The sequence below is a fragment of the Hymenobacter gummosus genome (assembly GCF_003970915.1).
In the GTDB taxonomy this organism is placed as follows: domain Bacteria; phylum Bacteroidota; class Bacteroidia; order Cytophagales; family Hymenobacteraceae; genus Solirubrum; species Solirubrum gummosum.
Map to the genome: position 1 here is coordinate 36,806 of NZ_RXOF01000019.1, position 25,753 is coordinate 62,558.

The 25,753-nt window shown below is 64.2% G+C and carries 24 protein-coding genes; 12 read left to right on the plus strand and 12 right to left on the minus strand.

What is annotated here, in order from left to right; genetic code table 11:
• Nucleotides 1-92: 92 nt before the first annotated feature.
• Nucleotides 93-2,249: a M43 family zinc metalloprotease gene (locus EJV47_RS24350; RefSeq protein WP_126695821.1), complete on the minus strand. Its 2,157-nt coding sequence runs from the start codon at nt 2,247-2,249 to the stop codon at nt 93-95.
• A 128-nt stretch (nt 2,250-2,377) separates the two neighbouring features.
• A complete protein-coding gene (locus EJV47_RS24355; protein ID WP_126695822.1) occupies nt 2,378-3,064 on the minus strand; it encodes a protein-L-isoaspartate(D-aspartate) O-methyltransferase in 687 nt (228 codons plus the stop codon).
• A 133-nt stretch (nt 3,065-3,197) separates the two neighbouring features.
• Between EJV47_RS24355 and EJV47_RS24360 the strand changes: the two genes are divergently transcribed.
• From EJV47_RS24360 to EJV47_RS24380, 5 genes are all read left to right on the plus strand, one after another.
• Nucleotides 3,198-4,616, plus strand: a complete 1,419-nt coding sequence (locus EJV47_RS24360) for a sugar transferase (RefSeq protein ID WP_243651301.1) — start codon at nt 3,198-3,200, stop codon at nt 4,614-4,616.
• A 106-nt stretch (nt 4,617-4,722) separates the two neighbouring features.
• A complete protein-coding gene (locus tag EJV47_RS24365; protein WP_126695929.1) occupies nt 4,723-5,313 on the plus strand; it encodes a riboflavin synthase in 591 nt (196 codons plus the stop codon).
• 102 nt (nt 5,314-5,415) lie between these two features.
• The gene (locus tag EJV47_RS24370; protein ID WP_126695823.1) at nt 5,416-6,048 is read left to right on the plus strand and encodes a hypothetical protein; all 633 of its coding nucleotides are present in this window, start codon (nt 5,416-5,418) and stop codon (nt 6,046-6,048) included.
• 80 nt (nt 6,049-6,128) lie between these two features.
• Nucleotides 6,129-6,836 carry a phosphodiester glycosidase family protein gene (locus tag EJV47_RS24375; RefSeq protein WP_243651302.1) on the plus strand — a complete coding sequence of 236 codons (708 nt, stop codon included), beginning with the start codon at nt 6,129-6,131 and terminating at the stop codon, nt 6,834-6,836.
• A 67-nt stretch (nt 6,837-6,903) separates the two neighbouring features.
• Nucleotides 6,904-7,104, plus strand: coding sequence for a hypothetical protein (locus EJV47_RS24380; protein WP_126695825.1), 201 nt, complete (start codon nt 6,904-6,906; stop codon nt 7,102-7,104).
• 279 nt (nt 7,105-7,383) lie between these two features.
• Here the strand turns inward: EJV47_RS24380 and EJV47_RS24385 are convergent, their stop codons facing one another.
• On the minus strand, nt 7,384-7,965 hold the full coding sequence (locus tag EJV47_RS24385; protein ID WP_126695826.1) for a phosphatase PAP2 family protein: 582 nt from the start codon (nt 7,963-7,965) through the stop codon (nt 7,384-7,386).
• A complete protein-coding gene (gene hemF / locus EJV47_RS24390) occupies nt 7,958-8,905 on the minus strand; it encodes an oxygen-dependent coproporphyrinogen oxidase (RefSeq protein WP_126695930.1) in 948 nt (315 codons plus the stop codon). Before hemF ends, EJV47_RS24385 begins: the two co-directional genes overlap by 8 nt.
• A gap of 222 nt (nt 8,906-9,127) precedes the next feature.
• Between hemF and EJV47_RS24395 the strand changes: the two genes are divergently transcribed.
• Complete coding sequence (locus EJV47_RS24395) at nt 9,128-9,628, plus strand: hypothetical protein (protein ID WP_126695827.1); 501 nt, start codon at nt 9,128-9,130, stop codon at nt 9,626-9,628.
• Nucleotides 9,629-9,762: 134 nt separating this feature from the next.
• Nucleotides 9,763-11,943, plus strand: coding sequence for an alpha-ketoacid dehydrogenase subunit alpha/beta (locus tag EJV47_RS24400; RefSeq protein ID WP_126695828.1), 2,181 nt, complete (start codon nt 9,763-9,765; stop codon nt 11,941-11,943).
• A gap of 151 nt (nt 11,944-12,094) precedes the next feature.
• Here the strand turns inward: EJV47_RS24400 and tamL are convergent, their stop codons facing one another.
• Nucleotides 12,095-14,626: a translocation and assembly module lipoprotein TamL gene (gene tamL / locus EJV47_RS24405; protein ID WP_126695829.1), complete on the minus strand. Its 2,532-nt coding sequence runs from the start codon at nt 14,624-14,626 to the stop codon at nt 12,095-12,097.
• Nucleotides 14,627-14,633: 7 nt separating this feature from the next.
• Here tamL and EJV47_RS24410 point away from each other — a divergent pair, with 7 nt between their 5' ends.
• Nucleotides 14,634-15,380: a TrmH family RNA methyltransferase gene (locus EJV47_RS24410; protein WP_126695830.1), complete on the plus strand. Its 747-nt coding sequence runs from the start codon at nt 14,634-14,636 to the stop codon at nt 15,378-15,380.
• Nucleotides 15,381-15,644: 264 nt separating this feature from the next.
• Nucleotides 15,645-15,968 (plus strand): hypothetical protein, encoded by a 324-nt coding sequence (locus EJV47_RS28500; RefSeq protein ID WP_207895986.1) that lies wholly within the window; start codon nt 15,645-15,647, stop codon nt 15,966-15,968.
• 63 nt (nt 15,969-16,031) lie between these two features.
• Here EJV47_RS28500 and EJV47_RS24420 read toward each other — a convergent pair whose 3' ends face one another.
• From EJV47_RS24420 to EJV47_RS24430, 3 genes are read right to left on the minus strand one after another with little or no spacing between them, the layout of a single operon-like run.
• Nucleotides 16,032-17,189 (minus strand): outer membrane beta-barrel protein, encoded by a 1,158-nt coding sequence (locus EJV47_RS24420; protein WP_126695832.1) that lies wholly within the window; start codon nt 17,187-17,189, stop codon nt 16,032-16,034.
• A 57-nt stretch (nt 17,190-17,246) separates the two neighbouring features.
• Nucleotides 17,247-18,185: a hypothetical protein gene (locus tag EJV47_RS24425; RefSeq protein WP_126695833.1), complete on the minus strand. Its 939-nt coding sequence runs from the start codon at nt 18,183-18,185 to the stop codon at nt 17,247-17,249.
• On the minus strand, nt 18,166-18,744 hold the full coding sequence (locus tag EJV47_RS24430) for an RNA polymerase sigma factor (RefSeq protein ID WP_126695834.1): 579 nt from the start codon (nt 18,742-18,744) through the stop codon (nt 18,166-18,168). Before EJV47_RS24430 ends, EJV47_RS24425 begins: the two co-directional genes overlap by 20 nt.
• A gap of 273 nt (nt 18,745-19,017) precedes the next feature.
• On the opposite strand from EJV47_RS24430, the gene EJV47_RS24435 reads away from it, so the two are divergent.
• Complete coding sequence (locus EJV47_RS24435; RefSeq protein ID WP_243651303.1) at nt 19,018-19,803, plus strand: SDR family oxidoreductase; 786 nt, start codon at nt 19,018-19,020, stop codon at nt 19,801-19,803.
• Nucleotides 19,804-20,026: 223 nt separating this feature from the next.
• On the opposite strand, the gene EJV47_RS24440 is transcribed toward EJV47_RS24435, so the two are convergent.
• Both EJV47_RS24440 and EJV47_RS24445 read right to left on the minus strand, forming a co-directional pair.
• Nucleotides 20,027-20,389 (minus strand): CoA-binding protein, encoded by a 363-nt coding sequence (locus tag EJV47_RS24440; protein WP_126695836.1) that lies wholly within the window; start codon nt 20,387-20,389, stop codon nt 20,027-20,029.
• 222 nt (nt 20,390-20,611) lie between these two features.
• Complete coding sequence (locus EJV47_RS24445) at nt 20,612-22,177, minus strand: NAD(P)/FAD-dependent oxidoreductase (protein ID WP_126695837.1); 1,566 nt, start codon at nt 22,175-22,177, stop codon at nt 20,612-20,614.
• Nucleotides 22,178-22,741: 564 nt separating this feature from the next.
• On the opposite strand from EJV47_RS24445, the gene EJV47_RS28985 reads away from it, so the two are divergent.
• Entirely contained in the window at nt 22,742-22,870 is a 129-nt protein-coding gene (locus tag EJV47_RS28985; protein WP_279389077.1) for a hypothetical protein, read from the plus strand.
• A 345-nt stretch (nt 22,871-23,215) separates the two neighbouring features.
• Here EJV47_RS28985 and EJV47_RS24450 read toward each other — a convergent pair whose 3' ends face one another.
• Together EJV47_RS24450 and EJV47_RS24455 are read right to left on the minus strand one after the other, a co-directional pair.
• A complete protein-coding gene (locus tag EJV47_RS24450; protein WP_126695838.1) occupies nt 23,216-23,707 on the minus strand; it encodes a hypothetical protein in 492 nt (163 codons plus the stop codon).
• A 91-nt stretch (nt 23,708-23,798) separates the two neighbouring features.
• Complete coding sequence (locus tag EJV47_RS24455) at nt 23,799-24,788, minus strand: tryptophan 2,3-dioxygenase family protein (RefSeq protein WP_126695839.1); 990 nt, start codon at nt 24,786-24,788, stop codon at nt 23,799-23,801.
• A 220-nt stretch (nt 24,789-25,008) separates the two neighbouring features.
• Between EJV47_RS24455 and sdaAB the strand changes: the two genes are divergently transcribed.
• Entirely contained in the window at nt 25,009-25,689 is a 681-nt protein-coding gene (gene sdaAB, locus EJV47_RS24460; protein WP_126695840.1) for an L-serine ammonia-lyase, iron-sulfur-dependent subunit beta, read from the plus strand.
• Nucleotides 25,690-25,753: the final 64 nt, after the last annotated feature.

Below are 25,753 nucleotides of genomic sequence, written 5' to 3' on the forward strand. Positions count from 1 at the left end.
GCGGCTGCGGCGGCATGGGGCCCTAAAACAGACCGCCCCCGCACCAGAAGGCGCGGGGGCGGCAGTTCGGAAGCCGGTGCGGCCGCAGCGGGCTATTGCACCAGCACGCGAGTGGTAAACAGCTCCTGGCCCAGCGTGAGCTGCACCACGTACACGCCGGCGCTCAGGCGGCGGCCCTCGGTGCCCAGCGCAATGCGCTGCTGCCCGGCGCCCAGCTGCTGGGCGAGCGTGGTCAGCACGGGGCGGCCCAGCAGGTCGAGCACCTGCACCTGGGCCCGGGTGGCTTTGTCGAGGGTAAACTGCACGGCCGTTTCCTGGGTCAGCGGGTTCGGCGCCACCGAAATGCCGCGGGTACGCATGTCCTTGGCGCTGGAAACGGTGGCCGACTCTACCCGGAAGTTGTCCAGGAACAGGTTGTTACCGTCGTTGGTGGTTACTTCGATGCGCACCACCAGACGCGCCGAGCCCTGGTAAGCCGCCGGAATATTGAGCGTGGTGGTGGCCCACTCCGTGGCCGTGGGCGTGAAGTTGCCCGCAATGGGCAGGCGGGTGGTGTTGGTAATCAGCAGGCCCGCGTTGTAGTTCACGTTGTTGCTCCAGGTCACGCCGCAGTCGGAGCTGAAGGCCACGCGCAGCTGGTCGGTGGAGGTAGACACGCGGCGGGCGTAGGCCCGGTCAAATGACACCTGGTAATCGGTAACGCCCGGCACGCTCGTCAGGTCGATAACGGGCGAGTACAGGGTCGTGACCACGCCGTTGTTGATGTTGGGCAGGCGCAGGCGCAGGGCCGCGGTGCCGGGCCGGCTCGGGCCGTTCACCCCGTTGATGCGCTGCCACCGGTCGGAGCCGGGCGAGGAGGTTTCGTTGCGCCAGCTGCGGTCGGCATTGCTGGAGTTGGCCTGCCACTCGTTGTCCTCGAAGGCTTCGGCGTAGGGAGCCGGGAAGGCCGCCCCCGGGCCGAGCACGCGCACCACTTGCTGCTTGGTCACGAAGCTCGGGCCGTTGGGGCTGCTGATGGTCAGCGTCACGTCGTACACGCCGGGCGTGTTGTAGGTCACCGTCACGTTCTGGGCCGTGGAGGAGGAGGGCGAGCCGCCGGGGAAGCTCCAGCTGTAGCTCACCGTGCCCAGGTTGCCGTACGACTCGTTGATGAACTGCACCGAGCCGCCGGGGCAGATGGTGCTGACGTTGCTGCGGAAAGCCGCTACCGGCGGGCAGGCCGGGGCCACGTAGCCGTCGTTGGTGCCGGTGGCCACCAGGTTGGCGGCCGACACCAGCGTGGAGCGGCAGGCCAGGCTCAGCGAGGCGCGCATCACGGCTTTCTGCCCCTCCGTGAACATGTTGGAGCAGTCGGCGTAGTCCATGTAGTTCTGCGTGTTGGCCACCGGGCCGCAGGTGGCCTGGTTCAGGTTGCAGTCCTGCTGGGCACCCACCGTGTTCGGCGTGTCGGCAATGCCGTCGTCGATGTTGCAGTTGGAGGGCAGGCCGGGCGTGTTCGAGCCGCCCCAGGTGTGGGGCAGGCCGAAGTAGTGGCCCAGCTCGTGGGTGAGGGAGCGGGCGCAGAAGTTGGTGCCGCAGCTACGGCCGAGGGAGCCGAACTGCGCGTTGCGAATCACGATGCCGTCGTAGAGCGAGCCGCCGCCGCAGGGCAGGATGGCGTAGCCGCCGACGCCGTTGGCGTTTTCGGCTACCCAGATGTTGAGGTAGCGGCTCACGTCCCAGCGAATGACGTTCTTGATGGAGTTGTCGCCCACCAGCGTCTGCGTGGAGTAAGTGCGCGTGATGCCGGAGGTGCAGTTGCCGTTGGGGTCCTTCTGGGCCAGGCGGAACTGAAAGCCCGGGCGCGCGGCAATGGCCCGGAAGCGCGGGTCGATGGCGGCCGTGTCGGAATTCTCCTTGTTGAAGTCGCGGTTGATGATGCGGACCGCGTCGTACACCTGCGCGTCGGAAATGTTGTTGCTCGTGCCGTTGTAAATTACGTGGACCACTACGGGCACAATCACGTCGGGCAGGGCGGCTACGCGGGCCTGCTCGGCGGGCGTCATCTGGGCTACGCTGCGCAGGAAGTTGCGGTAGTCCTGCTCCATGCCGGGATGGCGGGCAAATTCAGCTTGTTGCACGCTGTCGAAGGCGCAACGGAAGCCGTAGGTGTGCTCAGGGCGTTGCTGGCGCTGCGCCGAAGCCTGGCCAGCCGAGCCCAGCACTGCCGCCACGGCCACCCACAGGAAGGGTAGAGCTTTGCGTAACATGAAGGGGGTTAGGGTGTAAGAAAGGGTGGTAGCCGGCCATACGTCGGCGGGTCGACTATTAGACCCCCGTCGCAGCTCAAGCGTTGCCCAAGGTACGCACCCCGGCCCGAATTAATTCCCGCCGCGGCCTAGCTGGCCCAGCCCGCCGCCCCGCGCAGGGGCACGAAGCGGAACTCCTCAAAATCCTCGCGGGCAAAGCCGTCGGCCGATTCGCGCACCACGCGCACCATGCGCTGGGCCTGCTCCGAGCCCACCGGCACCACCAGCACCCCGCCCACGGCCAGCTGCTGCAGCAGGGGCCGGGGCAGGGCCGGGGCCGCCGCCGTCACCAGGATGCAGTCGAACGGGGCCTGGGCGGGCAGGCCCACCGAGCCGTCGCCGCAGTAGAGCTGGGCGCCGCGGTAGCCCAGGGCGGCCAGCCGCTGCCGGGTGCGCTCAAACAGCACCCGGTTGTACTCGATGGTGAAGACCTCGGCCCCGAGCGTGAGCAGCACCGCGCACTGGTAGCCCGAGCCGGTGCCCACTTCCAGCACCCGCTGCCCGGGCCGCAGCTGCAGCAGCTCGGTCTGGTAGGCCACCGTGTAGGGCTGCGAAATCGTCTGTCCCTCGCCGATGGGAAAGGCCTTGTCTTGGTAGGCGTGCGACTCGAAGGCCGGCTCGAAAAACAAGTGGCGCGGCACTTCGCCGATGGCCCCGAGCACCCGCTCGTCGCGGATGCCCTTGCGGTGCAGCTCGGCCACCAGGGCGCGGCGCTGGCCGCGGTGGCGGTAGGAGTCGGGGGCAGCGGCGGCGGAAGCGGGAGGAAAGGCGGGCATGGCGGACGACGGGCAAAACCGCCCTACCTTTGCGCGCGGCCGGGCGGCCTCTACTGCCCGCAAAGCTACGGCGGCGCGGTAGTTGTGCCGCGCCCCGGCTTGGTAGTTTCGCTTTTCCATTCCTTACGCCCCGTTGATTCGCTCCCTGCAAAAGTTTAAGCTGCTGGCCGCCGATTTTGGGGCGGGCCTGCTGGCCTGGGGTAGCTTTTACCTGCTGCGCAAATACCTGCTGAGCGAAATCAACGCCGGCTACCGCTTCACCGGCGACCAGCTGTTCACGCTCACCGGCTCGGCCCTGATGATTGCCCTGTTCTGGGTGGCCCTGTACGCGCTCATCGGCGAGTACCGTGACATCTTCCGCAAGTCGCGGGTGGGCGAAATCATCCGGCTGGCCCGCATTTCCTTTCTGGGGGCGGTGGTCATCTTCTTCGCCCTGCTGCTCGACGACCAGGGCGTGAGCAACTACCGGCTCTACTACAAGACCATTTCGGCCTACTTCCTGCTGCACTTCACCATCACGGCGGTGCTGCGAACCTGGGCCATCACCAGCATTCAGGGGCTGGTGCGCAAGCGCGTCATTTCCTTTAATTCTTTGCTGGTGGGCTCCAGCCCGCTGGCCCTGGAAACCTACCGGGAGCTGGAGCGCAGCAACCGCCACCTGGGCCTGAACATCATCGGCTTCGTGCCCGTGGGCGACGCCGTCGACCCGGACCTGGCCACCGAGCTGCCCCGGCGCGGCTCCTACGAGCGGCTGCCGGCCCTCATCCGGGCCCTGCACGTGGAGCAGGTGGTGGTGGCGCTGGAGCCCTCTGAGCACCAGATGATTCAGCAGGTGCTGGCCCAGCTGGAAGGCACCCCGGCGCGCGTGAGCGTGCTGCCCGACGTGTACCAGATTCTGCTGGGCTCGGTGAAGGTCAACCACCTGTTCGGCACTCCGCTCATCGAAATCAAGCACGACCTCTTGCCGGTGTGGCAGGAGGTGCTCAAGCGCGGCATCGACGTAGTGGGCTCGTCCCTGTTTTTGCTGCTGGCCTGGCCGGTGTACGCCTTCACCGCCGTGATGGTGCGCCTCTCGTCGCAGGGGCCCATTTTCTTTGCCCAGGAGCGCATCGGCAAGCACGGACAGCCCTTTAAGATCTACAAGTTCCGCTCGATGTACATCGACGCCGAGCGGCTGGGGCCGGCCTTGTCGAGCAAGAACGACCCGCGTATCACGCCCTGGGGCCGCTTTATGCGCAAGGTCCGCCTCGACGAGCTACCGCAGTTCTGGAACGTCATCAAGGGCGACATGAGCCTGGTGGGCCCGCGCCCCGAGCGGCAGTTTTTCATCGACCAGATCATGCAGGTGGCCCCGCACTACCGCCATTTGCACCGCGTGCGTCCCGGCATTACCTCCCTGGGCCAGGTGAAGTACGGCTACGCCGAGACGGTGGCCGAGATGGTGCAGCGCCTCAAATACGACATCCTCTACATCGAAAACATGTCCCTGGCCATGGACTTCCGCGTGATGCTCTACACGCTGAAAATCATCGTGGAAGGCCGGGGTAAGTAATTAATAATGAATAATTAAGAATTAATAATTGATACTGGGCGGCTGCCAGCGGCGCCGATTCCAATTATTAATTGTTCATTCTTAATTCTTAATTGTGCGAAGCACCATGTTCACCGGCATCATCGAAGCCCTTGGCACCATCACGCAGGTGCGCACCGAGGGCACCAACCGCCATTTTACCGTCGCCTCGCCCTTTTTCAGCGAGCTGCAGATTGACCAGAGCGTGGCCCACGACGGAGTCTGCCTCACGGTAGTCGCCCTGGATGCCGCCGCCGGCACCCACACCGTCACGGCCATCGACGAAACGCTGCAGAAAACCAACCTGGGCTCCTGGGCCGAGGGCCGGCAGGTGAACCTGGAGCGCTGCCTCGCGGCCAACGGCCGCTTCGACGGCCACATCGTGCAGGGCCACGTGGACCTGACGGCCGTCTGCGAATCGGTGGAGGACCAGAACGGCTCCTGGCTCTACCGCTTCCGCCACGAAACCGGCCCGGGCCGCGTGACGGTGGAGAAAGGTTCCATCTGCGTCAACGGCGTGAGCCTGACCTGCTTCAACAGCACCGACGACGGATTTTCGGTAGCCATCATTCCGTACACCCACGAGCACACCACCTTTCAGCACCTGCAGGCCGGTGACCGGGTGAACCTGGAGTTTGACATCGTGGGCAAGTACGTAGCCAAGCTGCTCGGGCGGTAGCGGGCCACCACGCCGCTGCTGCCCGAACGAATGCTCCTTGCAACCGCTACGGGGCCATCGTGACTCCTATGGCAGACTCCAACGAACCGCAATGATACGGGCATGAGCAAAGTAAATGCGGTAGCGCGGCGGTGGATGGCGGTAATAGTCGCCACGGGCGCGTTGGCGGGCTGCCAGCGAATCGAGTGCGAAGAATTTCAGCTGGACCACCCGCTGATGCGCTGGCACTGGTTTGCCGATCTGCAGCCCGGCTACACCTTCGTCAACGGCCGGGGTGTGGGCGTACAGCTGACCCAGACGCAGTATGACCGCAGTGCTTACGAAAAGCGTTGGTGTCACCTATGCGCTTGTTCCACGGATCTGCAAACCGACTACACCTGCGAGGCGCTGGGCACGTTGTTTCAGAGCGGTGTGGGTTACGAAAGTCTGGCTAAGCCCAGTGATACGAATGGTGACGTGTATTACGGGATAAACCGTCTGTATTCCACCGAGCGCGACTATAGCTCGTTTCGCAGCCGCGATTCCACGCTGGAGGAAAACGTATATCAGGGCTTGCCACCGCAGTTTGCCGTACGTCGCCGCACATCGGTGACCTTGCTAACTACCACCGTGGCCGATGTGCTGGAACTGACCGTGCTGGATACGGCCCGGGCCGGGGTGGAAAAAGTGTGGGTGAAATCTGGAAGCGGACTGCTCGCCTTTCAGCGTCGGGGCGTAGTTTGGCTAAAACAGTAACGCCGCATACGCTCGATGCAATGCTGACACCGTCAGGCCGGAAGCCGCTGCGGAAGCCCCGTCGCCCGATACTCCTCGGCTTGTGCCTGAGTCTGACGGCCGTAGCCTGGCAGTCGGAGCCACCGCGGCACCAGCCGCCCGCCGCTGACGGCCGCTTCGTCAGTTACCGCGCCGACCCGCGCCGGCTGGCCCTGTACTGGCACGACGAGCACGGCCAGCCGCTGCGTAGCCTGGGCCGGCTGCGCGGCTGGCTGGCCGGCCAGCAGAAAACCCTGGTTTTCGCCACCAACGGCGGCATGTACCGCGCGGGCAACGCCCCGGTGGGCTTGTTCATTCAGGCCGGCAAAGTTGTCACGCCGCTGGATACTGCTGCGGGCACCGGCAACTTCTACCTGCGGCCCAACGGCGTGTTCTACCTCACTGCCGACGGCCGCGCCGCTGTGTGCCGTACCCAGGACTTCCGCCCATCGGGCCGCATCCGCTACGCCACGCAGTCGGGGCCGATGCTGGTTATCGACGGGCGTATTCACCCGGCCTTTCAGCCCGGCTCGAAAAACCTGAACGTGCGCAACGGGGTGGGCCTGCTGCCCGACGGGCGGGTGCTGCTGGCCATGTCGAAGCAGCCCGTCAGCTTCTACGAGTTTGCCCGCTACTTCCAGCAGCAGGGCTGCCGCCAGGCCCTGTACCTCGACGGCTTCGTGTCGCGCACCTACCTGCCGGCGGCGGGCTGGCGGCAGACCGATGGGGACTTCGGCGTCATCATCGGCGTGACGGCGGCGGGGCGCTAAGCTCAGCCGTTGGCACTTTTCGGCGGCTACTGCGTAGGAGCGAAGGAGTACCAACTCCTTCACCGTCATGTCGAAACGCGAATTAATCGAACCCACGCCCGGCGACAAGCGCTACGTGCGCCGCAACGACAAGGGGCAGTTTACCAGCGAGGTGGACCTAAACCGCTCCCTCTCGCAGGACGATAAGCACAATTCCCGCGTCACCAGCCGCCCCGGCCAGGGCGACCGGGGCGACGGCCACACCGGCAACCGCAAGCCTGCCCGCTGATAAGTGACAAGTAACAGGTGACACGTGACAGGTTTCGCTCACCAGCCGCGTAGCGGCGCCACGTCAATAGCCCGTCAGAACTGATAAGAACGACTGAGCTCCGTAGGAGCGGCACCCTGACCGCGCCGGTTGGGTGCCGCTCCTACGGAGCTCGGGTTTAGTTTCAGATACATCTTTCTATTGACGTGGCGCCGCTACGCGGCTGGCGGGCGAAACCCACCGCAGCAGGACCAGTATCATCCTGTCACCTGTCACCTGTCACCTGTCACCTGTCACCTGTCACCCCGTCGCCGGGGAGGACCACCAGCGGGCGGCGCCCAGGCGGTAGAGGCGGTGGCAGCCCCAGGCCAGCAGGCTGCCGAGCAGGGCGCCGGCCACCACGTCGGTGGGGTAGTGGGCGGCCAGGTAGATGCGGCTGAAGCTGACCAGCGCGGCCCAGGCGAGCAGCAGCGCCTTGGCCACGCGGAAGCGCGGGGGCAGGGCCAGGCACAGGAACACGGCCAGGGCGAAGGCATTGGCCGCGTGCGAGGAAATAAAGCCAAACTGCCCGCCGCAGCCGTTGGCCAGGTTCAGCGTGGCCGACAGCTCCGGGTCGTGGCAGGGGCGCAGGCGGGCGAAGTAAGGCTTAAAGAAGCGGCTGCTGATGCCGTCGGCCAGGGCCACGCTCAGGCCCAGCAGCGGCAGCAGCAGCAGGGCCCGCCGCTCGAACAGGTAAGCCAGCGCCACGATGATGACAAAGTAGGCCGGAAACCACACGAGGCGGTCGGTAAAGAAAATCATGAGCCGGTCGAAGGCCGGGGTGGCGGCGTCGTTGGCCGACTGCACCAGCCAGCGGTCCAGCTCCTGCAGGTGTTCAATCAAGGGGCGGATTGGGCGAATTGTCGAGCCAATTTACGCCCTTTTTCAGCCACCGCAGGGTGTCGGCCTCTCGGGAGCCGGGCGCGGGCTGCAGGTTGTAGTGCCACTCGCAGCGCGGGGGCAGGCTCATCAGGATGCTCTCAGTACGGCCGCCGGTTTCCAGCCCGAAGCGCGTGCCGCGGTCGAAGGCCAGGTTGAACTCGGCGTAGCGGGCCCGGCGCAGCATCTGCCACTGCACCTCGGCCTCGCCGTAGGGCAGCCCGGCGTTGCGGCGCATCAGTTCCGAATACGTGCGGCCGTATACCTCGCCCACGGCCTGCACGAAGGCGAAAAGCTGGTCCCGGTCGCCGTCCTTGCCCACGGTGAGGCGGTCGAAGAAGATGCCGCCCACGCCCCGGGTTTCCTGGCGGTGGGGCAGGAAGAAGTAGTCGTCGGCCCAGGTTTTAAACCGCTCGTAGTAGCCCGGGTCGTGCTGCTGGCAGACTTCCGCAATTTGCTCGTGAAACCAGCGGGCCTGCTCCACGTCCACGTAGATCGGGGTCAGGTCGAGGCCGCCGCCAAACCAGGCCTCGCCGTTGCCGGCCTCGAAGTAGCGCACGTTCATGTGCGAAATCGGCACCATCGGGCTGCGCGGGTGCTGCACCACCGACACGCCGGTGGCGAAGTAGTTCGGGTCGGGCATGAGCAGCACGCGGGCGGCCTGCTCGCTCATCTGGCCCTGTACGGCCGAGAAATTCACCCCGCCTTTCTCCAGGATGCGTCCGTGCTGAATCACCCGCGACTCGCCGCCGCCCCCCGAGTGGTGCTGCCACACGTCGGGCTGGAAGGTGGCCCCGCCGTCGGTGGTTTCGAGCAGGGTATAGAGCCATTGCTGAAAGCCGCGCATCCACTGCTCCACTTGCTGGCGGAACGGCGGCTGGGCGGTATCGGGGTCGAGGGCCATGTCGGAGGAAAGAGCGGGAGTGAGCAGCGGGGCAGCCATGAGCGGCGGAGCAGAGGTGAAACGATGCCGCAAAGCAAGGAACCACTGCCCGCCGCCGGCCTGACGAAAATCAGCCCCGCCGGGTGTTTGTTATCAGCCGCAAAGGTGGCGGTTTTTCGGCGTTGGGACCGACTGGTGGCGCGGCTCGAGGTTCGAGTTTGCGGCCGGCGCATAACTTTGGGCATGCGCATGCTGCTGGTTGTCGTGAGTTTATTCCTGTCGCCCTGGCTGGCCGCTGCCCAAGCGTCTGAACCCGCAGCACCAGTTAAAGGGGTCGATAAAATCCTGATTTTCACGGCCGACACCGGCCAGGTTGTCCTGAATCGAATGATTGAGGCGTTAACTCAAACCGGCTTCGAACTGGATACCGCCGTTGTCGGCTTTGCCCAGACGCTATACGTCCCGATTGTGGCCGCCTACGAATCGGCCGTGCCCGCTACGGTTTCCGCCCGCGTGCGCGTACGGCCCGGCAACGGTGGCTCGATTATCTTGCTGGATGGCGACTGCCTGGCCGAGTCCCGTCTGCCGCCAGACACGAAAGTCAAGACCGAACCGGCCCGCTACGCGGGCAAGCGGCGGAGCGTGCCCCGCGCGGCCTTTCGGATGCTGCGCGGCGCGGCGCTGGCTTACCCCAATGGGAAAGTGCTCTACCGACGGTGGGACGCCGGAACCCCGGAACCGTAAGGCGGTGGGCTGGCTGCTGGCAACCGTATTACTGTCAAGGGTTTTCGTTGTATCCTAACGAGTGTTTGCTGCCGGGCCGCCCGCATCTGCGCCCGATGCCTTAATTTCGCCATCCGCCACCTTCCGCGCTCAGCATGCAAACCGATTCCGCCCTGGAAACTCCCAAAACCGTCGTTGCCAGCAAGGCCGCCCACATCGACCGCGCCACCCTGCTGCGGGCCTACCGCCTGATGCAGACCTCGGCCGAAATGGCCCGCATCTACGAGGAAAACAAAGCCGTGACGGCCAAGTACGTGCACGCCACGGCCCGCGGCCACGAGGCCATTCAGCTGGCGGCGGCTTTCCAGCTGCGCGAAACCGACTACTGCGCCCTTTACTACCGCGACGACGCCTTTATGCTGGGCCTGGGCCTGCAGCCCTACGAGCTGATGCTGCAGCTCATGGCCAAGCGCGACGACCCGTTTTCGGGCGGGCGCACCTACTACTCGCACCCCTCGCTGCGCCGCCCGGGTGTGCCGATCATCCCGCACCAAAGCTCGGCCACCGGCATGCAGGCCATTCCGGCCACCGGCATGGCCCACGGAATCAAGTACCTTGAGTCAATTAATAATGAACAATTAATAATTAATAATTCGGCGGAGGGCCCCACGGCGCACCAGCAGGAAATTATTAATTCTTCATTGTCAATTATTAATTCAACACCCGTGGTTTTGTGCAGCATCGGCGACGGGGCCATGACCGAGGGCGAGGTGGCCGAGGCCCTGCAGATGGCGGCCCTGCACCAGCTGCCTATCATCTACCTGGTGCAAGACAACGAGTGGGGCATTTCGGCCACCGGCCGCGAAATGCGCTCCATGAACGCCTACGAGTTTGCCGCCGGCTTCAAAGGGCTGCACCGCCTGCAGTGCGACGGGGCCGACTTCGTCGACAGCTACGCCACCATGCAGGCCGCTACCGACTACGTGCGGCAGCGCCGCGGGCCGGTGCTGGTGCACGCCAAATGCCCCTTGCTGGGCCACCACACCAGCGGCGTGCGCCGCGAGTGGTACCGCGGCGACAACCTGGCCAAGCACCAGCAGGACGACCCGCTGCCGCGCTTCCACCAGCAGCTGCTCACCGAAGGCTTCTCCGAAGGGGAGCTGGGCTACGCCCGCGCCGCCGCCGAAGCCACCGTGCAGGAAGACTACCAGCGCGCCCTGGCCGCCCCGAACCCCGACCCGGCCACCTTCGCCGACCACGAATTCGCCCCGGCGGCCGTGACCGAGGAAGCCGGCGAGCGGGCCCCCCAGGGCGCCGACAAAGCCATCATGGTGGATGCGGCCCTGCACGCGGTGGACGACATTCTGCGCGAGTTTCCGGAGTCGCTGTTCTACGGCCAGGACGTGGGCGGGGAGCTGGGCGGCGTGTTCCGCGAGGCGGCCCTGCTGGCCAAAAAGTACGGCGACGCTCGGGTGTTCAACACGCCCATCCAGGAGGCCTACATCGTGGGCTCGACGGCCGGCATGTCGGCCGTGGGGGCCAAGCCCATCGTGGAAATCCAGTTTGCCGATTACATCTGGCCGGCCCTGAACCAGCTGGTGGAAGAGCTGTCGAAGTCCTGTTACCTGTCGATGGGCAAATTCCCGGTTCAGTCGCTGATTCGGGTGCCCATCGGGGCATACGGCGGGGGCGGGCCCTACCACTCCGGCTCCATCGAAAGCACGCTGCTCACCATCCGCGGCATCAAGGTGGTGTACCCCTCCAACGCGGCCGATATGAAAGGCCTGATGCGCGCCGCCTTCCTCGACCCGAACCCGGTGGTGATGCTGGAGCACAAGGGCCTGTACTGGAGCAAGGTAGCCGGCACCGAGGACGCTAAAACCGTGGAGCCCGAGGCCGGCTACGTCATTCCGCTGGGCAAGGCCAACGTGGTGCAGGAAGCCGCGGCCGACAAGCTGGCCCAGGGCGACACCTGCGTGGTCATCACCTACGGCATGGGCGTGTACTGGGCCAAGGCAGCGAGCAAGCAACTGCCCGGCCAGGTCGAAATCCTGGATTTGCGCACCCTGAACCCGCTCGACTGGGACGCCGTGCAGGCGGCCACGCGGCGCCACGGCAAAGTGCTGGTGCTGACGGAGGAGCCGCTGATGAACAGCTTCGCCGAAAGCCTGGCCGGCCGCATCCAGCGCCACTGCTTCCAGCAGCTCGATGCGCCGGTCTTCACCCTCGGCGCCGCCAACCTGCCCGCCATTGCCCTGAACGTGGAGCTGGAAAAGCAGATGCTGCCCAACGCCGACAAAACCCTCGCCGCCCTGCAGGAGCTCTTGCAGTGGTGAAATGGCGAGATGGTGAAATGGTGAGTTGACGTTCACGCGGCTCCTGCTCCGTCAACAACTCCAAAGGCAAACGGCCCCGGCAACATCAGTTGCCGGGGCCGTTTATGTATGAACGTCAACTCACCATTTCACCATCTCGCCATTTCACCACTCAGAAGGGGTACCCAATGCCGATGTTGGGCTGCACGCGGTAGTCGCCCTGGCCGTTCTTGCCCAATTGCGGCAGCACGAAGCGTTTACCTTCCGGGGCGGTGGGGTCGTGTACCTTGGCGGCGAAGTCGAGGCGCACGATGAGGAAGGTGAAGTCGAAGCGCACCCCCAGGCCCGAGCCCACGGCAATTTCGCGGTAGAAGCGGTTGAAGGCAAACTGGGCGTTGGACTGCGCGTCGCCCTGGTGGCGGATGGTCCACACGTTGCCGAAGTCGGTGAAGGCCGCCCCGTAGATGAAGTCGTAGATAGGGAAGCGGTACTCCACGCTGCCTTCCAGCAGCACTTCGCCGGGCTGTTCAAGCAGGCCCGCAGTCGTATTAGCCAGGGAGCCGGTGCCGAGGCGGCGCGGCAGCCAGGCCCGCACGCTGGAGCCCCCGCCGGCAAACAGGTAACGGTCGTAGGGAATGATGTAGCCGCTGGGCTGCTGGACGCTGTTAAACTGGGTGCGGGTCAGGGCAGTAGCCAGTCCCCCATTGACGCGCCACACGAAAAACTGGCGGGTGCTGAGCTTGTGGTAGCGGCGGTAATCGGCGTTGAGTCGGATGAAGTCATACACCGTTACGTTCGAATTGCCCACGTCGTGGTTGGACGCCTCCCCGTTGGCCGTGTACAGGCTGCGGAATGGTCCGCCGAGCTCGGCAAATAGGCGCAGATAGCGCCCGTCGAGCGTTTGGGTGAAGTCGTTGTCGTTGTAGAGCGAGGTAGCGTTGATGCTGGGCACCAGCACGGGCTGAAAAGCCTGCAGCAGGGCCGCCCCGTTGGGCTGCTGGGCCAGCGTACGTCGAAAAGAAGTATCCAGCTTGCTGCGCACCAAGCTGATATCCAGCGGTGTCAGGATAAACTGGTGGAAGATATTGCGCTGCCAGATGTAGTCGTACGTCGCCTCCAGGTTGGTCCGTTTGTACTGCTGACGGTCCACGTACGTGAAGCTGGCGGTAAGGCGCGTCCGGGGACTATAGTTCGTAAAGTACCGGTTGGTATGCCACGGCACCAGAAACTGCGGCAGCGTCAGGTTCACGTTGGCCCCGAACTGGGTGGTAAGGCGGCTTTGGCGGGTATTCGGATTACCATCCGAACCAGCCAGAGCAAACTGCCCTTCCAAACCGGCCCGCAGGCCAATGTCCAGCACTTCGGCACCGCCAAACGCATTGCGGACGCGCACCCGGTAGTTTACGAACGGCCCCGGCCTGTTGGCCACCACCGTGCCGCCCAGCTCGGTATTCTGCTGAATGCGCTTCTGCGGCGTGGTACTCACCGTCGCGTCCAGAATGCCCCGGAGCGAGTCGTTGGCGGGTTTCTGGTAGTTCACGGCCACGTAGCGGAACACGTCGAGGCCGGAGAGCTGGCGCTGGGTCTGAATGGTGTTCAGCAGGCTGTACTGCTCGCCGGGGCGCACCAGCAGCTTGCGGTCCAGGATACGGGTGCTGAAGCGGTGGTTGTAAGCCAGATAGTCTATCCCGTTGCGCCGCACCGTGTCGCGCTGCAGGCCGAAGCGGTTCAGGCCCGCGTCGGTGATGAAGCTCACGCGGCGCACCCGGTACTGCTGGTGCCGGTCGGCGTCGTCGGGGTTGGCCACCTGCACCAGCAGGCGCACGGTGGTCGGGGCAAAGCTGGTGTCGGCTTCCAGCGTGATGTACTGGGCCTTGAAGTCGTAGTAGCCGCGGTTTTTCAGCAGGGCCTCCAGCCGGCTGCGTTCCTGCCCGATCAGCCCCTCGTCGTAGTACTGGCCCACGTGCAGCAGCTGGCGGGTGGTGTCCGCGCGAATGAGGCGGGCCACGGCCGTGTCGGGAATGTCGTAGCGCAGCTGGGTAATTTTGAAGCGCGGACCTTCCTCCACGTTGTACACCACCGTCACGCGGCGGCTGCGGGCCTGAGCCTCGGCGTGCTTGGCCGAATCGGCCCGAAACAGGCGTGCCAGCGGGCCCAGCGGCTCGGGCGGAGCCTCCGCGGCCGACACGCGGGTGCGGAAAAAGCCCTTGGAGCGCATGTAGATGCCAATCTGGTCGGTGGTGACGGCCGTCAGGGCGGAGTCATACACCACCGGCGGCTCCCCAATGCGCATGATGGCGTTGCCCTTGTCGAGCTTGCGCTGCAGCTTCTGGATGCGCCGCTCCCGCTTCTGCAGCAGCCGGCCCACCGCCACCGAGTCGGTGCCGGCGGCGGCAATGCGCTGCTTGAACTCGTACAGGGTCGTGTCGAGTTTGGTCTGCAGGCGCTCGGGGTTATAGAAGGTGTAGCCGAGGTTGTAAATTGCGAGCTGTGGCACCGGAAACTTCCGGTTGGGCCGCTGCCGCAGCAGCTCCTCCAGCGACTCCCGCTCCAGCTGCCGCACGCCTTCGATGCGTACGGCCGTGAGCAGGCGCTGCTTCGGCCCCAGCAGGCGCATGGGCGAGCAGCCCGTCAGCTGGGCCACGGCGGCCGCGCCCAGTACCCAATAAGCTCCGCGCCACCGCGGCCAGGAGAGACGTATCACTGAAAGAATGGTTTCGAAAGCCGTTGCCAAGTACGTGCAGCAATTGCACCAAAAAAAATACCGCCAGCGCACCGGCACCTTCCTGGTGGAGGGCGCCAAAAGCCTGCGCGAGCTGCTAAGTTCCGGACTTCGGCCCGAACGGCTGCTGCTCACGACCGATTTTGCCGCCCAGCCCGGCCTGCGCCTGCCCGCCCAGGTGCCCGTCGACGTGGTCAGCGCCGAGGAGCTCACGCGCCTGGGCACCCTGCAAACCAACGACGCGGGCCTGGCCGTAGTGCGCATTCCGGAGGAAACCGCGCTGCGCCCCCGGCCCGGCGAGCTGCTGCTAGCCCTCGACCAGGTGCGCGACCCGGGCAACGTGGGCACGCTCATCCGCCTGGCCGACTGGTACGGCCTCCAGGGCGTGGTGTTGTCCGACACATGCGCCGACGCCTGGAACCCCAAAACCGTCTCTTCCACCATGGGCTCGTTCACCCGCGTGCCCGTCTGGCAGCGCGATTTGCCCGCCTGGCTCCGGCAGCTGCCCCCGGAGCTGCCCGTCTACGGCGCCGACCTGCACGGCGACAACGTGCACCGCCTGCAGCTGCGCCCCACCGGCGTGCTGGTAATGGGCAGCGAGTCGCACGGCCTCACCGAGCCGGTGGAAGCCTGCCTCACCCAGCGCCTGCACATCCCCGGCCGCGGCGGCGCCGAAAGCCTGAACGTGGCCATTTCCGCGGCGATATTGCTGGATAATTTCTTCCGGGGAGAGTGAGTCGTTGCTCTAAGTAGCCGTCAGGTCGGGCTCCGAAAGCTATTTCACCAGAAACAACTCATAACTATTAATTAAATGCAGGGTGTACTACCACTTGTCAGCTTGGTTTTTTTGTCGTCTTGCGTTGTTGGGGTCAAACCCAAGAAGTCGGCTGCGCTAAGCGACAGAGGCATTGTGTTGAGAAATAATGTCTGCTCGATATTTATACGAAAGGACGCGATTATAGCTAAGGCTCAACAGATACGTGACAGAAATAAAACCGACTTGCATATTAAGCAAGTGCTGGAAAAGATGATGCTGGAATGCGGAAAGGACACCGCTAGGCTGGTAACGATAGATGTGAATGAAAGATGGGACGATACAGCTTCCAGTGCAAGCTCGTTAAATAGCTCTTATAGGTTACTGCGCTATTATCAAATTGACTTGGCGCTGTTGAAAAAAGGCGACGTGAAACTCGTTGACAATAGCAGTGGCGCAGTTATTAGAAAATACTACTACCAGAAGCACAGTCATGGTGGATATTTGGGTTATGAATTTTTGCTGAAAAAGGGCGCCGTATTTTACGACCGGGTCGTCAGGGTAGAATAAGACGAAAAATGGCTGGCCGTTCCATCTGAACGACCAGCCATTTAACCATTCGGCCATTTAGCCTTAAATATCCCCCAGTGTGATGCCGAAGCTGATGGCCTGGGCTTTGGGGCCGCGGTTTTCCTTGAACACGTCGTTGAGGTTGTACTTCACGAACAGGTCGAAGTTGCGCACGCCGATGGTGCCGCTCACCCCGTACTGGAAGTCCTCCAGGTTGTAGCTGCCGCGGTCCTTGTCCTTGTGGGTGCGGCCGTCCTGCTCGTACTTCAGCTTGGTGTGCGCCCCGATGCGGTAGCCCACGAAGCCGCCGGCGCCGATGCGGAACAGGTCTTTATCCGAGTCCTTGTCCTTGAACTTCAGGGTGAAGCCCACCGGCAGGTTCAGCGAAGTCACGGCCAGCTTGCTCTTCTCCAGGTTGCGCTGGTCGGCCGGCTCCTGCACGATGTCGGTGCGGTTGGCGGCGGCGTTGGCCGAGAAGTAGCGGTTGCCTTCTAGCATGTAGTTGTTGAAGGCTATTTCCGGGCCGAGGTGGAAGAACAGCGGGCTGTTCTTGCCGGTGCGGGCCCAGAATTTCCAGTTCAGCGCCACGTAGCGGGAGCCCCAGGCCCGCAGGTCGTAGGGCTGCTCCACGCCGCCGGGGGCGTAGGTTTGCTTGTTGACGAAGGTGTTCAGACCCAGGTCGACGCCGAAGTCGGTGCCGCTAAGCTTTTTCTTGTGGGCCACGCGCTTGGCCTGCTTCACGGAGTCGGCCTTGGGGTCGTTGCTGTTGATGCGCACCGACACGTTCTCGTTCTGGCCGTCCTCCTCGGTAGTGACGGTCACGCCGAGCTTCTTGTTCATGAACACCTCCACGCGGTCGGCGTTGGGCTTGGAGCCGCGCACCGTCACGCGCACCTGCTCGGGGGCGGCCTTGCTGCTGGGCTTGTCCTTGGCGGGGTAGAACTCCATGGTTACCTGCCCGTTGCTGCCCTTGCGCCCCGCCGATTCGGCCTGGGTGATGTAGGCGTCGAGCAGCACCATCAAGGAGTCGAGCTTGTAGGCTTTCAGCTCGCGCAGCTGCTGCTTGTCGCGGGCTACAATGGTCATCGACACCTGGTTGGGCAGCTTTACCATGATGGTATCGTCGTTGCCGGCGGCGGCGGCGGGCAGGTTTGCGGCGGTGGCGGCGGTGGCACCGGTGAAGAGCAAACCAAGGGCAGCGAGAAAGGAAGCGGGTTTCATAGTCAGGGAAGGAAAGGCAGGAGGAAGGGGAGGCGAAAGGCGCCGGCGGGGCGCGGCTTACAGCGAAATAGTCTTGGTGAGGGTGTGGCCCGCCACGCGGGCTTGCACCGTAAGGGCAGGGTTGGCGGGCAGGCCGACCTCGGTCAGGTCGGGTTTTTCGCCCTGGGCGAGGCGGCGCACCTGGCGCAGCACCCCGCGGACGCTGGGCCGCGTCCGGCCCGGGGTTTCGTCGGCAGCGGGGGCGGCGGCCAGGGCGGCCACGTTGTCCGGCTGCTGCCGCACTTCTACTTCAATGGCGCCCATCGTGGGGGCCGTGGCCACGGCCGGGGTGTTGGGGGCCAGCGCAGCGTTGGTCGTCGGGGCCGGGGCGGTTACCGGTTGGGCCGCCAGGGCCTGACGCTCAACTACCGAAGCCTGCGGGGCGGGGCGGAAATCCGGAGTTTCCGTCCGGGCCGGCTCTGGGCGCGCTGCAGCGCGCGGCGAGGTGCGGGCCAGTAGGTGCTGCTGTTGATGGGTAGATGGAGTGCGGGGGGCCACCGTTGCCTGGGCTACCGCCGTTTTTTCGATTTTTTTCGCGGCGTCGGCCGGAGCTTCTTCAGCAGTAGTGGCGGCGTCGGTGCGGGCGGCTATATCGGCCGGGTTACCCGCGGTTGCTGACCCGAAACCGGCGCCATTGGCAGCTGCTTCGGGCGTGGTAGCTGGAACCGTGGCCGGGTTGGTGGCCTGGCTCGGGCGGGTCGTCGTCGAACCCGAGGCCAGCGTGCCTTGCCCGGCGCCCTGGCCCAGCTGCGGATTCTGCCACACGAGCCAGCCGCCGCCGGCTACCAGCAGCAGGGTCACGGCGGCGGCTACGGCCATCCAAAAGAAGCCGCCGCGGCGCTTTTTCTCTTCGGGCTCCAGCTGCTCCTGCAGATCGTACCACAGGGAGGGCGGGGGCGGAGTGGCGTGCTGCTCCAGCTTGGCGCGAAACAGCTTATCAATATCTTCCGGTTGCATGATGAGGCGTAGTTGAGGTGGAAGGAAGGGCCGAAGCCGAGGCGGCTTCGAGGCGGCGCTGGAGCATGGCCCGCGCCTTGCTGAGCTGGGATTTGCTGGTGCCCTCCGAAATGCCCAGCAGCTCCGCAATTTCGGGGTGGGTGTAGCCTTCGATGGCGTACAGGTTGAACACCGTGCGGTAGCCGGCCGGCAGCTCGCTCAGCAGCTGCATCAGGTCGGCCGCCGCCAGGTCGCTTTCGGCCGTGGCCTGGGTCGAGGGCACGTCGGTCACCATGTCGTCGATGGCCAGGTGCAGGGGCTCCTTGCGGCGCAGCTGCCCCAGGGCTTCGTTGACCATGATGCGCCGGATCCAGCCCTCGAACGAGCCTTCGTGGCGGTACTGCTCCAGGGCCCGGAACACCTTCACGAAGCCGGTGAGCATGGCTTCTTCGGCGTCGGCGCGCTGGCGCAGGTAGCGCAGGCAGACCGTCAGCATCAGCCCGGCGAAGCGCTCATAGAGCTGCTTCTGCGCCCGGACGCTGCCTTGCCGGCAGGCACTGATGAGTTCGAGTTCGTTCACAGCTCAGAAGGGTAGTGGTAGGCCGGTAGCGGTGGGGTTTGAAGCGCTAGATGAAGAAGCCCGGGGCGAGGTTGCCCGAAGAGGTAGAAAATTTTTCAGCGCGGCCCAGGCAGCCGTTGCCGGGCGGCCGCCCGCGCCCTTGGGGCCGCTTTTCAGCGGACTGGCACCAGCCAAACCTTACCCGGTGCCGCGGTCGGCCAGCCGGTGGGCTGAACAATTGCGGCCGGTAAGGGGTATTGTATGTATCAACATTGATTCTGTGATATGAGCAACATGCAAGGAAAAGTCGTGCTGATAACGGGTGCCGCCATGGGCCTGGGCCTGGCCGCCGCCAAGGAACTGGCCCGCCAGGGCGCCCGCCTGGCCCTGGTCGACTACAACGAGCAGAGCCTTCAGCAGGCCCAGCAGGCCATCAGCCAGGAGTTTGCCGACGCGGAGGTGCTGATCGTGGTAGCCGACGTATCCGACGAAGCCGCCGTGCGAAAGTACGTCGACGAAACCGTGGCCCGCTTCGGCCGCATCGACGGCTTCTACAACAACGCCGGCATCGAGGGCAAGCAGGCCAGCATCACCGAGTACGACCTGGCCGTGTTCAAAAAGGTTATCGACATCAACCTGCTGGGCGTGTACTACGGCCTGCGCTACGTGCTGCCGGTGATGCAAAAGCAGGAGTACGGCCGCATCGTCAACGTGGCCTCGGTGGGTGGCATCCGCGGGGTGCTGAACCAGATGCCTTACGTGGCCAGCAAGCACGCCGTATCGGGCATGACCAAGAACGCGGCCCTGGAGTACGGCCGCTACGGCATCACCACCAACGCCATTGCCCCCGGCGCCATCCTCACGCCGATGGTGGCCGAGGCCTTCAAGCAGGTGAACCCCGCCGACCCCAAGCAGGCCGAAGCCCAGTACGCCAGCCACAACCCCACCCGCCGCCTGGGCCAGCCGGAGGAAGTAGCCAAGCTGGTAGCTTTCCTGCTCAGCGAAGACGCCTCCTACGTCAGCGGCCAGACCATTGCCATCGACGGCGGCGAATCCAACATGTACGGCAACGCGGAGTAAGGCTCCTGGAGGTGTTGGCAGAAGACAAAAAGGCCGTCATCCTGAGCCCAAGGCGAAGGACCTTTCTCACACCCCGCACTGACTAAAAAGCGCAGCCACCAACGCCCTGACGTTGGTGGCTGCGCTTTTTGATGCTACTGTTAGGCCGCCCGAGCTCGGACTGTAGCGGCGGTGCAGGGTAGGAGGAAGGTCCTTCGCAAGCTCAGGATGACGTTCTGAAGAATCAATAATTGCCCACCGACAGCATCACCAGCGTGCAGGCTTCGATGGTTTGAATGCCCTGCTCGCGGGCCTTGCGCTCCAGCTCGTAGTTTTCGGTGCCGGGGTTGAAGATGATGCGCTTGGGCTTCAGGTCCAGGATGTAGTCGTACCAGGCGGGCTGGTTTTGCGGGCCCACGTACAGGGTCACGGTGTCCACACCCTCGACGGCGGGCTTGTCGAGCTGAATGTCGAGGCCGGCTACCTGGCCCTTGCGGATGCCCACCGGCACCACCTCGTGCCCGTGGCTCTTGAGGCGGTTGACGGCCTGAAAGGAGTAGCGCGCGGGGTTGTCGGAGGCGCCGAGGACGACGGTTTTCTTATTCATAGTGCTTGGTGCTGAGTGCCTGGTGCCTAGAACGCGACTAAGCCAGGAAAGGGGGAGAGTGTTAATGGAATACGCGCAATAACCGGCAAAGGTGCAACCAGGTTTGCCGACCATGGGTACCGCACTAAGCACTAAGCACTAAGCACTAAGCACTAAGCACTAAGCACTAAGCACTAAGCACTAAGCACTAAGCACTAAGCACTAAGCACTAAGCACTAAGCACTAAGCCAATGCCGCCGCGGCTTCGGCGCACCGCTCCCCGTCCATGGCCGCCGACACGATGCCGCCGGCAAAGCCCGCGCCCTCGCCGCAGGGAAACAGGCCGCGCACTTCCGGGTGCTCCAGCGTGGCCGCGTCGCGGGGGATGCGCACGGGGGCGGAGGTGCGGCTTTCCACGCCCACAATCTGCGCCCCGTTCGAGGTGAAGCCCGGAATCTTGCGCCCGAAGGCCCGGAAGCCCTGCCGCAGCCGGTCGGCCAGCACCGGACCCAGCACCTCATCCATGGGCACCGACACCAGGCCCGGCTGGTAGGAGGTTTCGAGCAGGTTGCGCGAGGTCTTTTTCTGCACGAAGTCGCCCAGCAGCTGGGCCGGGGCCAGCTGGGTGCTGCCCGCCAGCCGGCAGGCCCGCTGCTCGATTTCCTGCTGCAGCCGCAGCCCGGCCATTACCCCGTCGCGCCGCAGATTCATGTCCTCCGGCTCTATGGCCACCACAATGCCCGAGTTGGCAAACTGCGAGTCGCGGCGGCTGGGGCTCATGCCATTGACCACCACCTCGCCCGGGGCCGTGGCCGCCGGCACGATAAAGCCGCCCGGGCACATGCAGAACGAAAACACCCCGCGCTGCCCGCCCGGCCCGTCCGACTGCTGCACCAGGGCGTACGAGGCGGCCGGCAGCTGCCCGCGGTCGGCGCGGTGGTACTGGGCCTGGTCGATGAGGCTCTGCTGGTGCTCCACGCGCACGCCCAGGGCAAAGGGCTTGGCCTCGATGCGCACCCGGCGCCGCTCCAGCAGCTCGTAAATATCCCGCGCCGAGTGCCCGGTAGCCAGAATGACGGCGTCGCCCAGGATTTCCTGGCCCTGCTGCGTCAGCACCCCGCGGATGCGGCCGTCGGTGAGGATGAGGTCGTCCACCCGGGTGTCGAACAGCACCTCGCCGCCGTGGTCGAGGATGCTCTGGCGCAGGGCCTGCACCACGTAGGGCAGCTTGTTGGTGCCGATGTGCGGGTGCGCGTCGATGAGGATTTCCGGGGTGGCGCCGTGCTGCACCAGCAGGCGCAGCACCCGCTGCACGTCGCCGCGCTTCTTGGAGCGGGTGTAGAGCTTGCCGTCGGAGTAGGTGCCCGCGCCGCCCTCGCCGAAGCAGTAGTTGGAGTCGGGGTTGACGAGGTGCTCCTTGTTGAGGGCGGCCAGGTCGCGGCGGCGGCTGCGTACGTCCTTGCCGCGCTCTAGCACCAGCGGCTTCAGGCCCAGCTCGATGCAGCGCAGGGCCGCAAACAAACCGGCCGGCCCGGCGCCTACGATAACCACCGTTTTCGGGGCCCGGCTCACGTCCTGGTACTGCACCCAGGGCCCGAACAGCTCCCGGGGCGGGGGCGACTGGTACACGTCGGCGCGCAGGCGGATGCCCACGTTGCGCCCCCGCGCGTCGATGCTGCGGCGCAGCAGGTGGACAAAATCAGCCTCGCCGGGCTGCAGGCCGGCGGCTTTCAACAGGGCCCGGTAGCGGGCCAGCTCGTCGTACGCCTCGGCGGACGACAGAACGATTTCAACTTCGCGTTTTTGCATCAGCAGAGGCGGCGGGGAGCTGGGCCCGCAAGCCGGTAGGGTAAGGGTCAGACGGCAAAGATACGGCGAATGGTTCCAGTGGGGGAGCCAAGCTGCCTGACTTACCGATTACGTTTTATCTATATCAACCTCTGGTTTTGGCTGGCCCGCTCAATGGGGAGGCTCGCAACTCAAGCTGACAATCCCTCGGCAAATTAGGAGCAAATTCAACGAATGGTTGAGCTGATCCGCCGAGCCAGCAACTTCAAAAATAAAGCTCTTCAAAAGGGACGCCATAAGTCACGCTCGCGAAGCCACTTTTGACGCTCTAAAACTGCTATAGAAGCGTCAAGGACGAGACGATGAACTTCATAGAGGGCTTTGGGAAGCGAACCAGCTTAGCAAAAAACTAACAGAATAAAAAGCCCTGGTTCTTGCCATTGTCCTAAATAATCACTATTACCTTTGGTGTAAAGCACGACTAGCTGCCCGGTCAACGCATCGTCCCCGAAAGACGAAGCCCCCGGCAGTTACAGCTACCGGGGGCTTCTAGAAGTGGGCAGCGTCACACAACCCATTTCTAGTATGACTAAGCGTCGTGCTCCGCGAGAGAAGCCTGAAGGGGGCGACTTTCGCAGCCAGCTGATTGCCCAGCTGGTGAATGCCCTGGTGCGGGTAGGTCTAGACCACCTACTGAAGCACTTCGGGCTCTAGGACGGCGGCGGTTCGGTGGTGGTACACCGGGCCGCCGCTTGTCGTGTCATGACAAATATACGTTAAGCGTCCACAAGTAGTACACATTCGGTTACTCCTTTTAGGCACCGATTTAGCTGCCTGTCCATTTGTGATTTTATTTATTGTGTTGATAATCAGGTGCATTTATTCGGGCAGTTGTCCGTTGGATCATCTGCTAGGCCAGCAATTTGGTTACCAATTCGGTTACCATGTTCAGCTGCTAGGTGCGCTTCGCTACGAAGGGAGCCAGTCAATTCATCTTAATCAAAAAGGCCCACGCAGTAATTGCGCGGGCCTCTGAATAACAAACCAAACTCAAGCCAACTACACCGCCCCCGCGCTGCGCGAGGCCGTCTGCTTGCGGCTCTGGTAGTACAGCGTGAGCCGCTCGTAGTACTTATTGGCGCCCTGGTTCTGCACGTCGTAGCGCTGGGCGAGCTGGAAGTAGCGGTGGGCGGCGGCCGCTTCGCCCTGCTCGGTGAGGCAGGCGCTGAAGCCGTAGTACACGTTGGCGTTGGTGGAGTCCAGCAGCCAGGCCTGGTTGAAGCGCTTGATGCTGGTGGTCAGGTCGCTGGCGTAGAAGTGGCTCCAGCCCTCCGACACGCTGCTTTCCGAAGCGGCCCGGCGGTTCTGGCGGTACTGCTTCAGCGACTGGGCGATAAACTCTTGGTCCAGCTTGCGCAGGGCCTTGGACTTGGCCGCGCCGCCGTAGCGCGGCAGCGTGTTCAGCGGGGCCGGCCCGCTCTGCTGGCCGGTAGCCAGGGCGTCGGTCAGCGAAAGGGCAACCAGGGGCAGGGCGAGGAGCAAGCGTTTCATAGACAGGCGGTCGGGCAGGGGCGGCTATCAGGGGGCAATATAACAAAACCGCCCGGAGAACGAGCGTCCCCGGGCGGTTAGTATGCGTCCGTTAGTGCTGGCTGACGGCAGCCGACTCTTCCAGCACCTTGTCGACCCAGCTGCGGCCCCAGTCCTCAAACTCCTGCGCGGTCCAGAGCTGGGGGTAGAAAATGCGGCGCTGGAACTTCGGGGGCAGGTATTTGCGCCAGTTGGTGCCGCCGGTGGCGGGCACCGCGTCGCCGGCCTGCCGCTCCAGGTAGCGCACCGCCGATTTGTAGTGCATCAGGGGCCAGTTGATGTTCACGTTCACGTCGAGCTGCTTGAGCTGGCGCAGCAGGCGCGGGTGGCGGCGGTCTTCCTCGGGCAGGCGCTGCACCACGGCCCACACGTTGCGCTGGCGGAACTTGGCGGCGTGGTCGAGCAGCTGCTGGTGGTATTTGCGCTCAAACTCAATCAGCGTCAGGGCCTTGGCGCCGGTGTCTTCCACGGTGGCGCCGGCTTTCCAGTAGATGCAGCCCATCAGCTCCTCGTGGTTGTCCGACTCGCCCAGCAGGCGCGCCTTTTCCTTGTCGACGAGGTTGCCCAAATCGGTGGAGCTGATTTCGATGAAGCGGTACTGCACCGATTGAAAGCCCGAAGCCGGCATCAGGGCCATGCGGAACTGCAGAAACTGCTGCCGGTCCATGCCGTCGACCATCACGTCGAACGAGTCGATGAGGTTCTCAAAGTAGCGGTTGATGCGGCCCAGGCGCAGCACCAGCTCGCCCAGGGTGGGGGCTTGCAGGTCGCCGATCTGCTCGTACTCCACCAGGCAGAGCTTGAAGTACAGCTCCGTAATCTGGTGGTACATGATGAAAATCCGCTCGTCGGGAATCTTGGTCAGCGGACGTTGCAGGGAAAGCAGCGTATCCAGCTCGATGTAGTCCCAGTAATTGATGTAATCGGCGTGGTAGAGGCCTTCGAGGTAGGCTGCCAAATCCTGGCCGTCAGCGGCATATTTCTCCTGGAGGCGCCGCAGCTGGGTGAGGACTGCGGGCGAAAACTCTTCCTGGTTTGGCATGGAGGGGTGGAAAGAACGAGAAGGGTGGTGGGGTGGTGGGTGGGTGAGGGAAGGCACAAAGAACGAAAAAGAAGAGAAAATGCCAGCCCGGCCCCCACCTTTTGTGCAATTGGGGCGTCTCGCGGGCACGCGCGAGGCCAGGCCGCTTCCGTACCAGGCCGGCGGCCGGGTTGGTTTTGTGGCCCAACGCAGTACCTTTAGCCCGCTTTCCCGCAGAAAAATGGCTGAGAAGTCCTCGATTTTTGACATGATCGGACCGGTGATGATCGGGCCGAGTTCCTCGCACACGGCTGGCGTGGTGCGCATTGCCCGCGCCGCGGTGCGGGTGCTGGGCTCGTTGCCCACCCACGCCACCATCACGTTCTACAACTCCTTCGCCCGCACCTACGAGGGCCACGGCTCCGACCGCGCCATCGTGGCCGGGCTGCTGGACTACGCCACCGACGACGTGCGCATCCGCGACTCGTTCGACCACGCCAAGGCCGCCGGGCTGCAGTACGCGTTTCAGGGCGTGGGCAATGCCTCCACCATGCACCCGAACACCATCCGGCTGGAGCTGCGCGACGAGCGGGCCGGTACCCAGGTAGAAGTCATCGGCCAGAGCCGCGGGGGCGGGGTTATCCGCATCGTGGAAGTCGACGGCTTTCCCTGCGACTTTTCGGCCGCCCTGCACACGCTCATCATCGACGCCGACGACGTGAAGGGCTCCATTGCCTTCATTGCCGACGTCATTGCCCACGACGACTGCAACATTGCCACCATGAACGTGTCGCGGAAGGGCAAAAACCAGGTGGCCCGGCAGTTCATCGAAATGGACTCCCCGCTGACCGACATTTCGCTCGAGTACCTGCGGCATTTGCGCTGGGTACACGCCGTGCGCTACATCCCGGCCATTGATTAATGCAAGCATTATCAGTTATTCGCGGACACAACGTTGGGGAATTGCGTAATCTCGCCCCCGTTAA

Coding starts and splice junctions, on each gene's coding strand:
- EJV47_RS24350 (WP_126695821.1), bottom strand. CDS start 2,249: ATGTTACGCAAAGCTCTACCCTTCCTGTGGGTGGCCGTGGCGGCAGTG.
- EJV47_RS24355 (WP_126695822.1), bottom strand. CDS start 3,064: ATGCCCGCCTTTCCTCCCGCTTCCGCCGCCGCTGCCCCCGACTCCTAC.
- EJV47_RS24365 (WP_126695929.1), top strand. CDS start 4,723: ATGTTCACCGGCATCATCGAAGCCCTTGGCACCATCACGCAGGTGCGC.
- EJV47_RS24370 (WP_126695823.1), top strand. CDS start 5,416: ATGAGCAAAGTAAATGCGGTAGCGCGGCGGTGGATGGCGGTAATAGTC.
- EJV47_RS24380 (WP_126695825.1), top strand. CDS start 6,904: ATGTCGAAACGCGAATTAATCGAACCCACGCCCGGCGACAAGCGCTAC.
- hemF (WP_126695930.1), bottom strand. CDS start 8,905: ATGGCCCTCGACCCCGATACCGCCCAGCCGCCGTTCCGCCAGCAAGTG.
- EJV47_RS24395 (WP_126695827.1), top strand. CDS start 9,128: ATGCGCATGCTGCTGGTTGTCGTGAGTTTATTCCTGTCGCCCTGGCTG.
- EJV47_RS24400 (WP_126695828.1), top strand. CDS start 9,763: ATGCAAACCGATTCCGCCCTGGAAACTCCCAAAACCGTCGTTGCCAGC.
- EJV47_RS24410 (WP_126695830.1), top strand. CDS start 14,634: ATGGTTTCGAAAGCCGTTGCCAAGTACGTGCAGCAATTGCACCAAAAA.
- EJV47_RS24420 (WP_126695832.1), bottom strand. CDS start 17,189: ATGAAACCCGCTTCCTTTCTCGCTGCCCTTGGTTTGCTCTTCACCGGT.
- EJV47_RS24425 (WP_126695833.1), bottom strand. CDS start 18,185: ATGCAACCGGAAGATATTGATAAGCTGTTTCGCGCCAAGCTGGAGCAG.
- EJV47_RS24435 (WP_243651303.1), top strand. CDS start 19,018: ATGCAAGGAAAAGTCGTGCTGATAACGGGTGCCGCCATGGGCCTGGGC.
- EJV47_RS24440 (WP_126695836.1), bottom strand. CDS start 20,389: ATGAATAAGAAAACCGTCGTCCTCGGCGCCTCCGACAACCCCGCGCGC.
- EJV47_RS24445 (WP_126695837.1), bottom strand. CDS start 22,177: ATGCAAAAACGCGAAGTTGAAATCGTTCTGTCGTCCGCCGAGGCGTAC.
- EJV47_RS28985 (WP_279389077.1), top strand. CDS start 22,742: ATGACTAAGCGTCGTGCTCCGCGAGAGAAGCCTGAAGGGGGCGACTTT.
- EJV47_RS24450 (WP_126695838.1), bottom strand. CDS start 23,707: ATGAAACGCTTGCTCCTCGCCCTGCCCCTGGTTGCCCTTTCGCTGACC.
- EJV47_RS24455 (WP_126695839.1), bottom strand. CDS start 24,788: ATGCCAAACCAGGAAGAGTTTTCGCCCGCAGTCCTCACCCAGCTGCGG.
- sdaAB (WP_126695840.1), top strand. CDS start 25,009: ATGGCTGAGAAGTCCTCGATTTTTGACATGATCGGACCGGTGATGATC.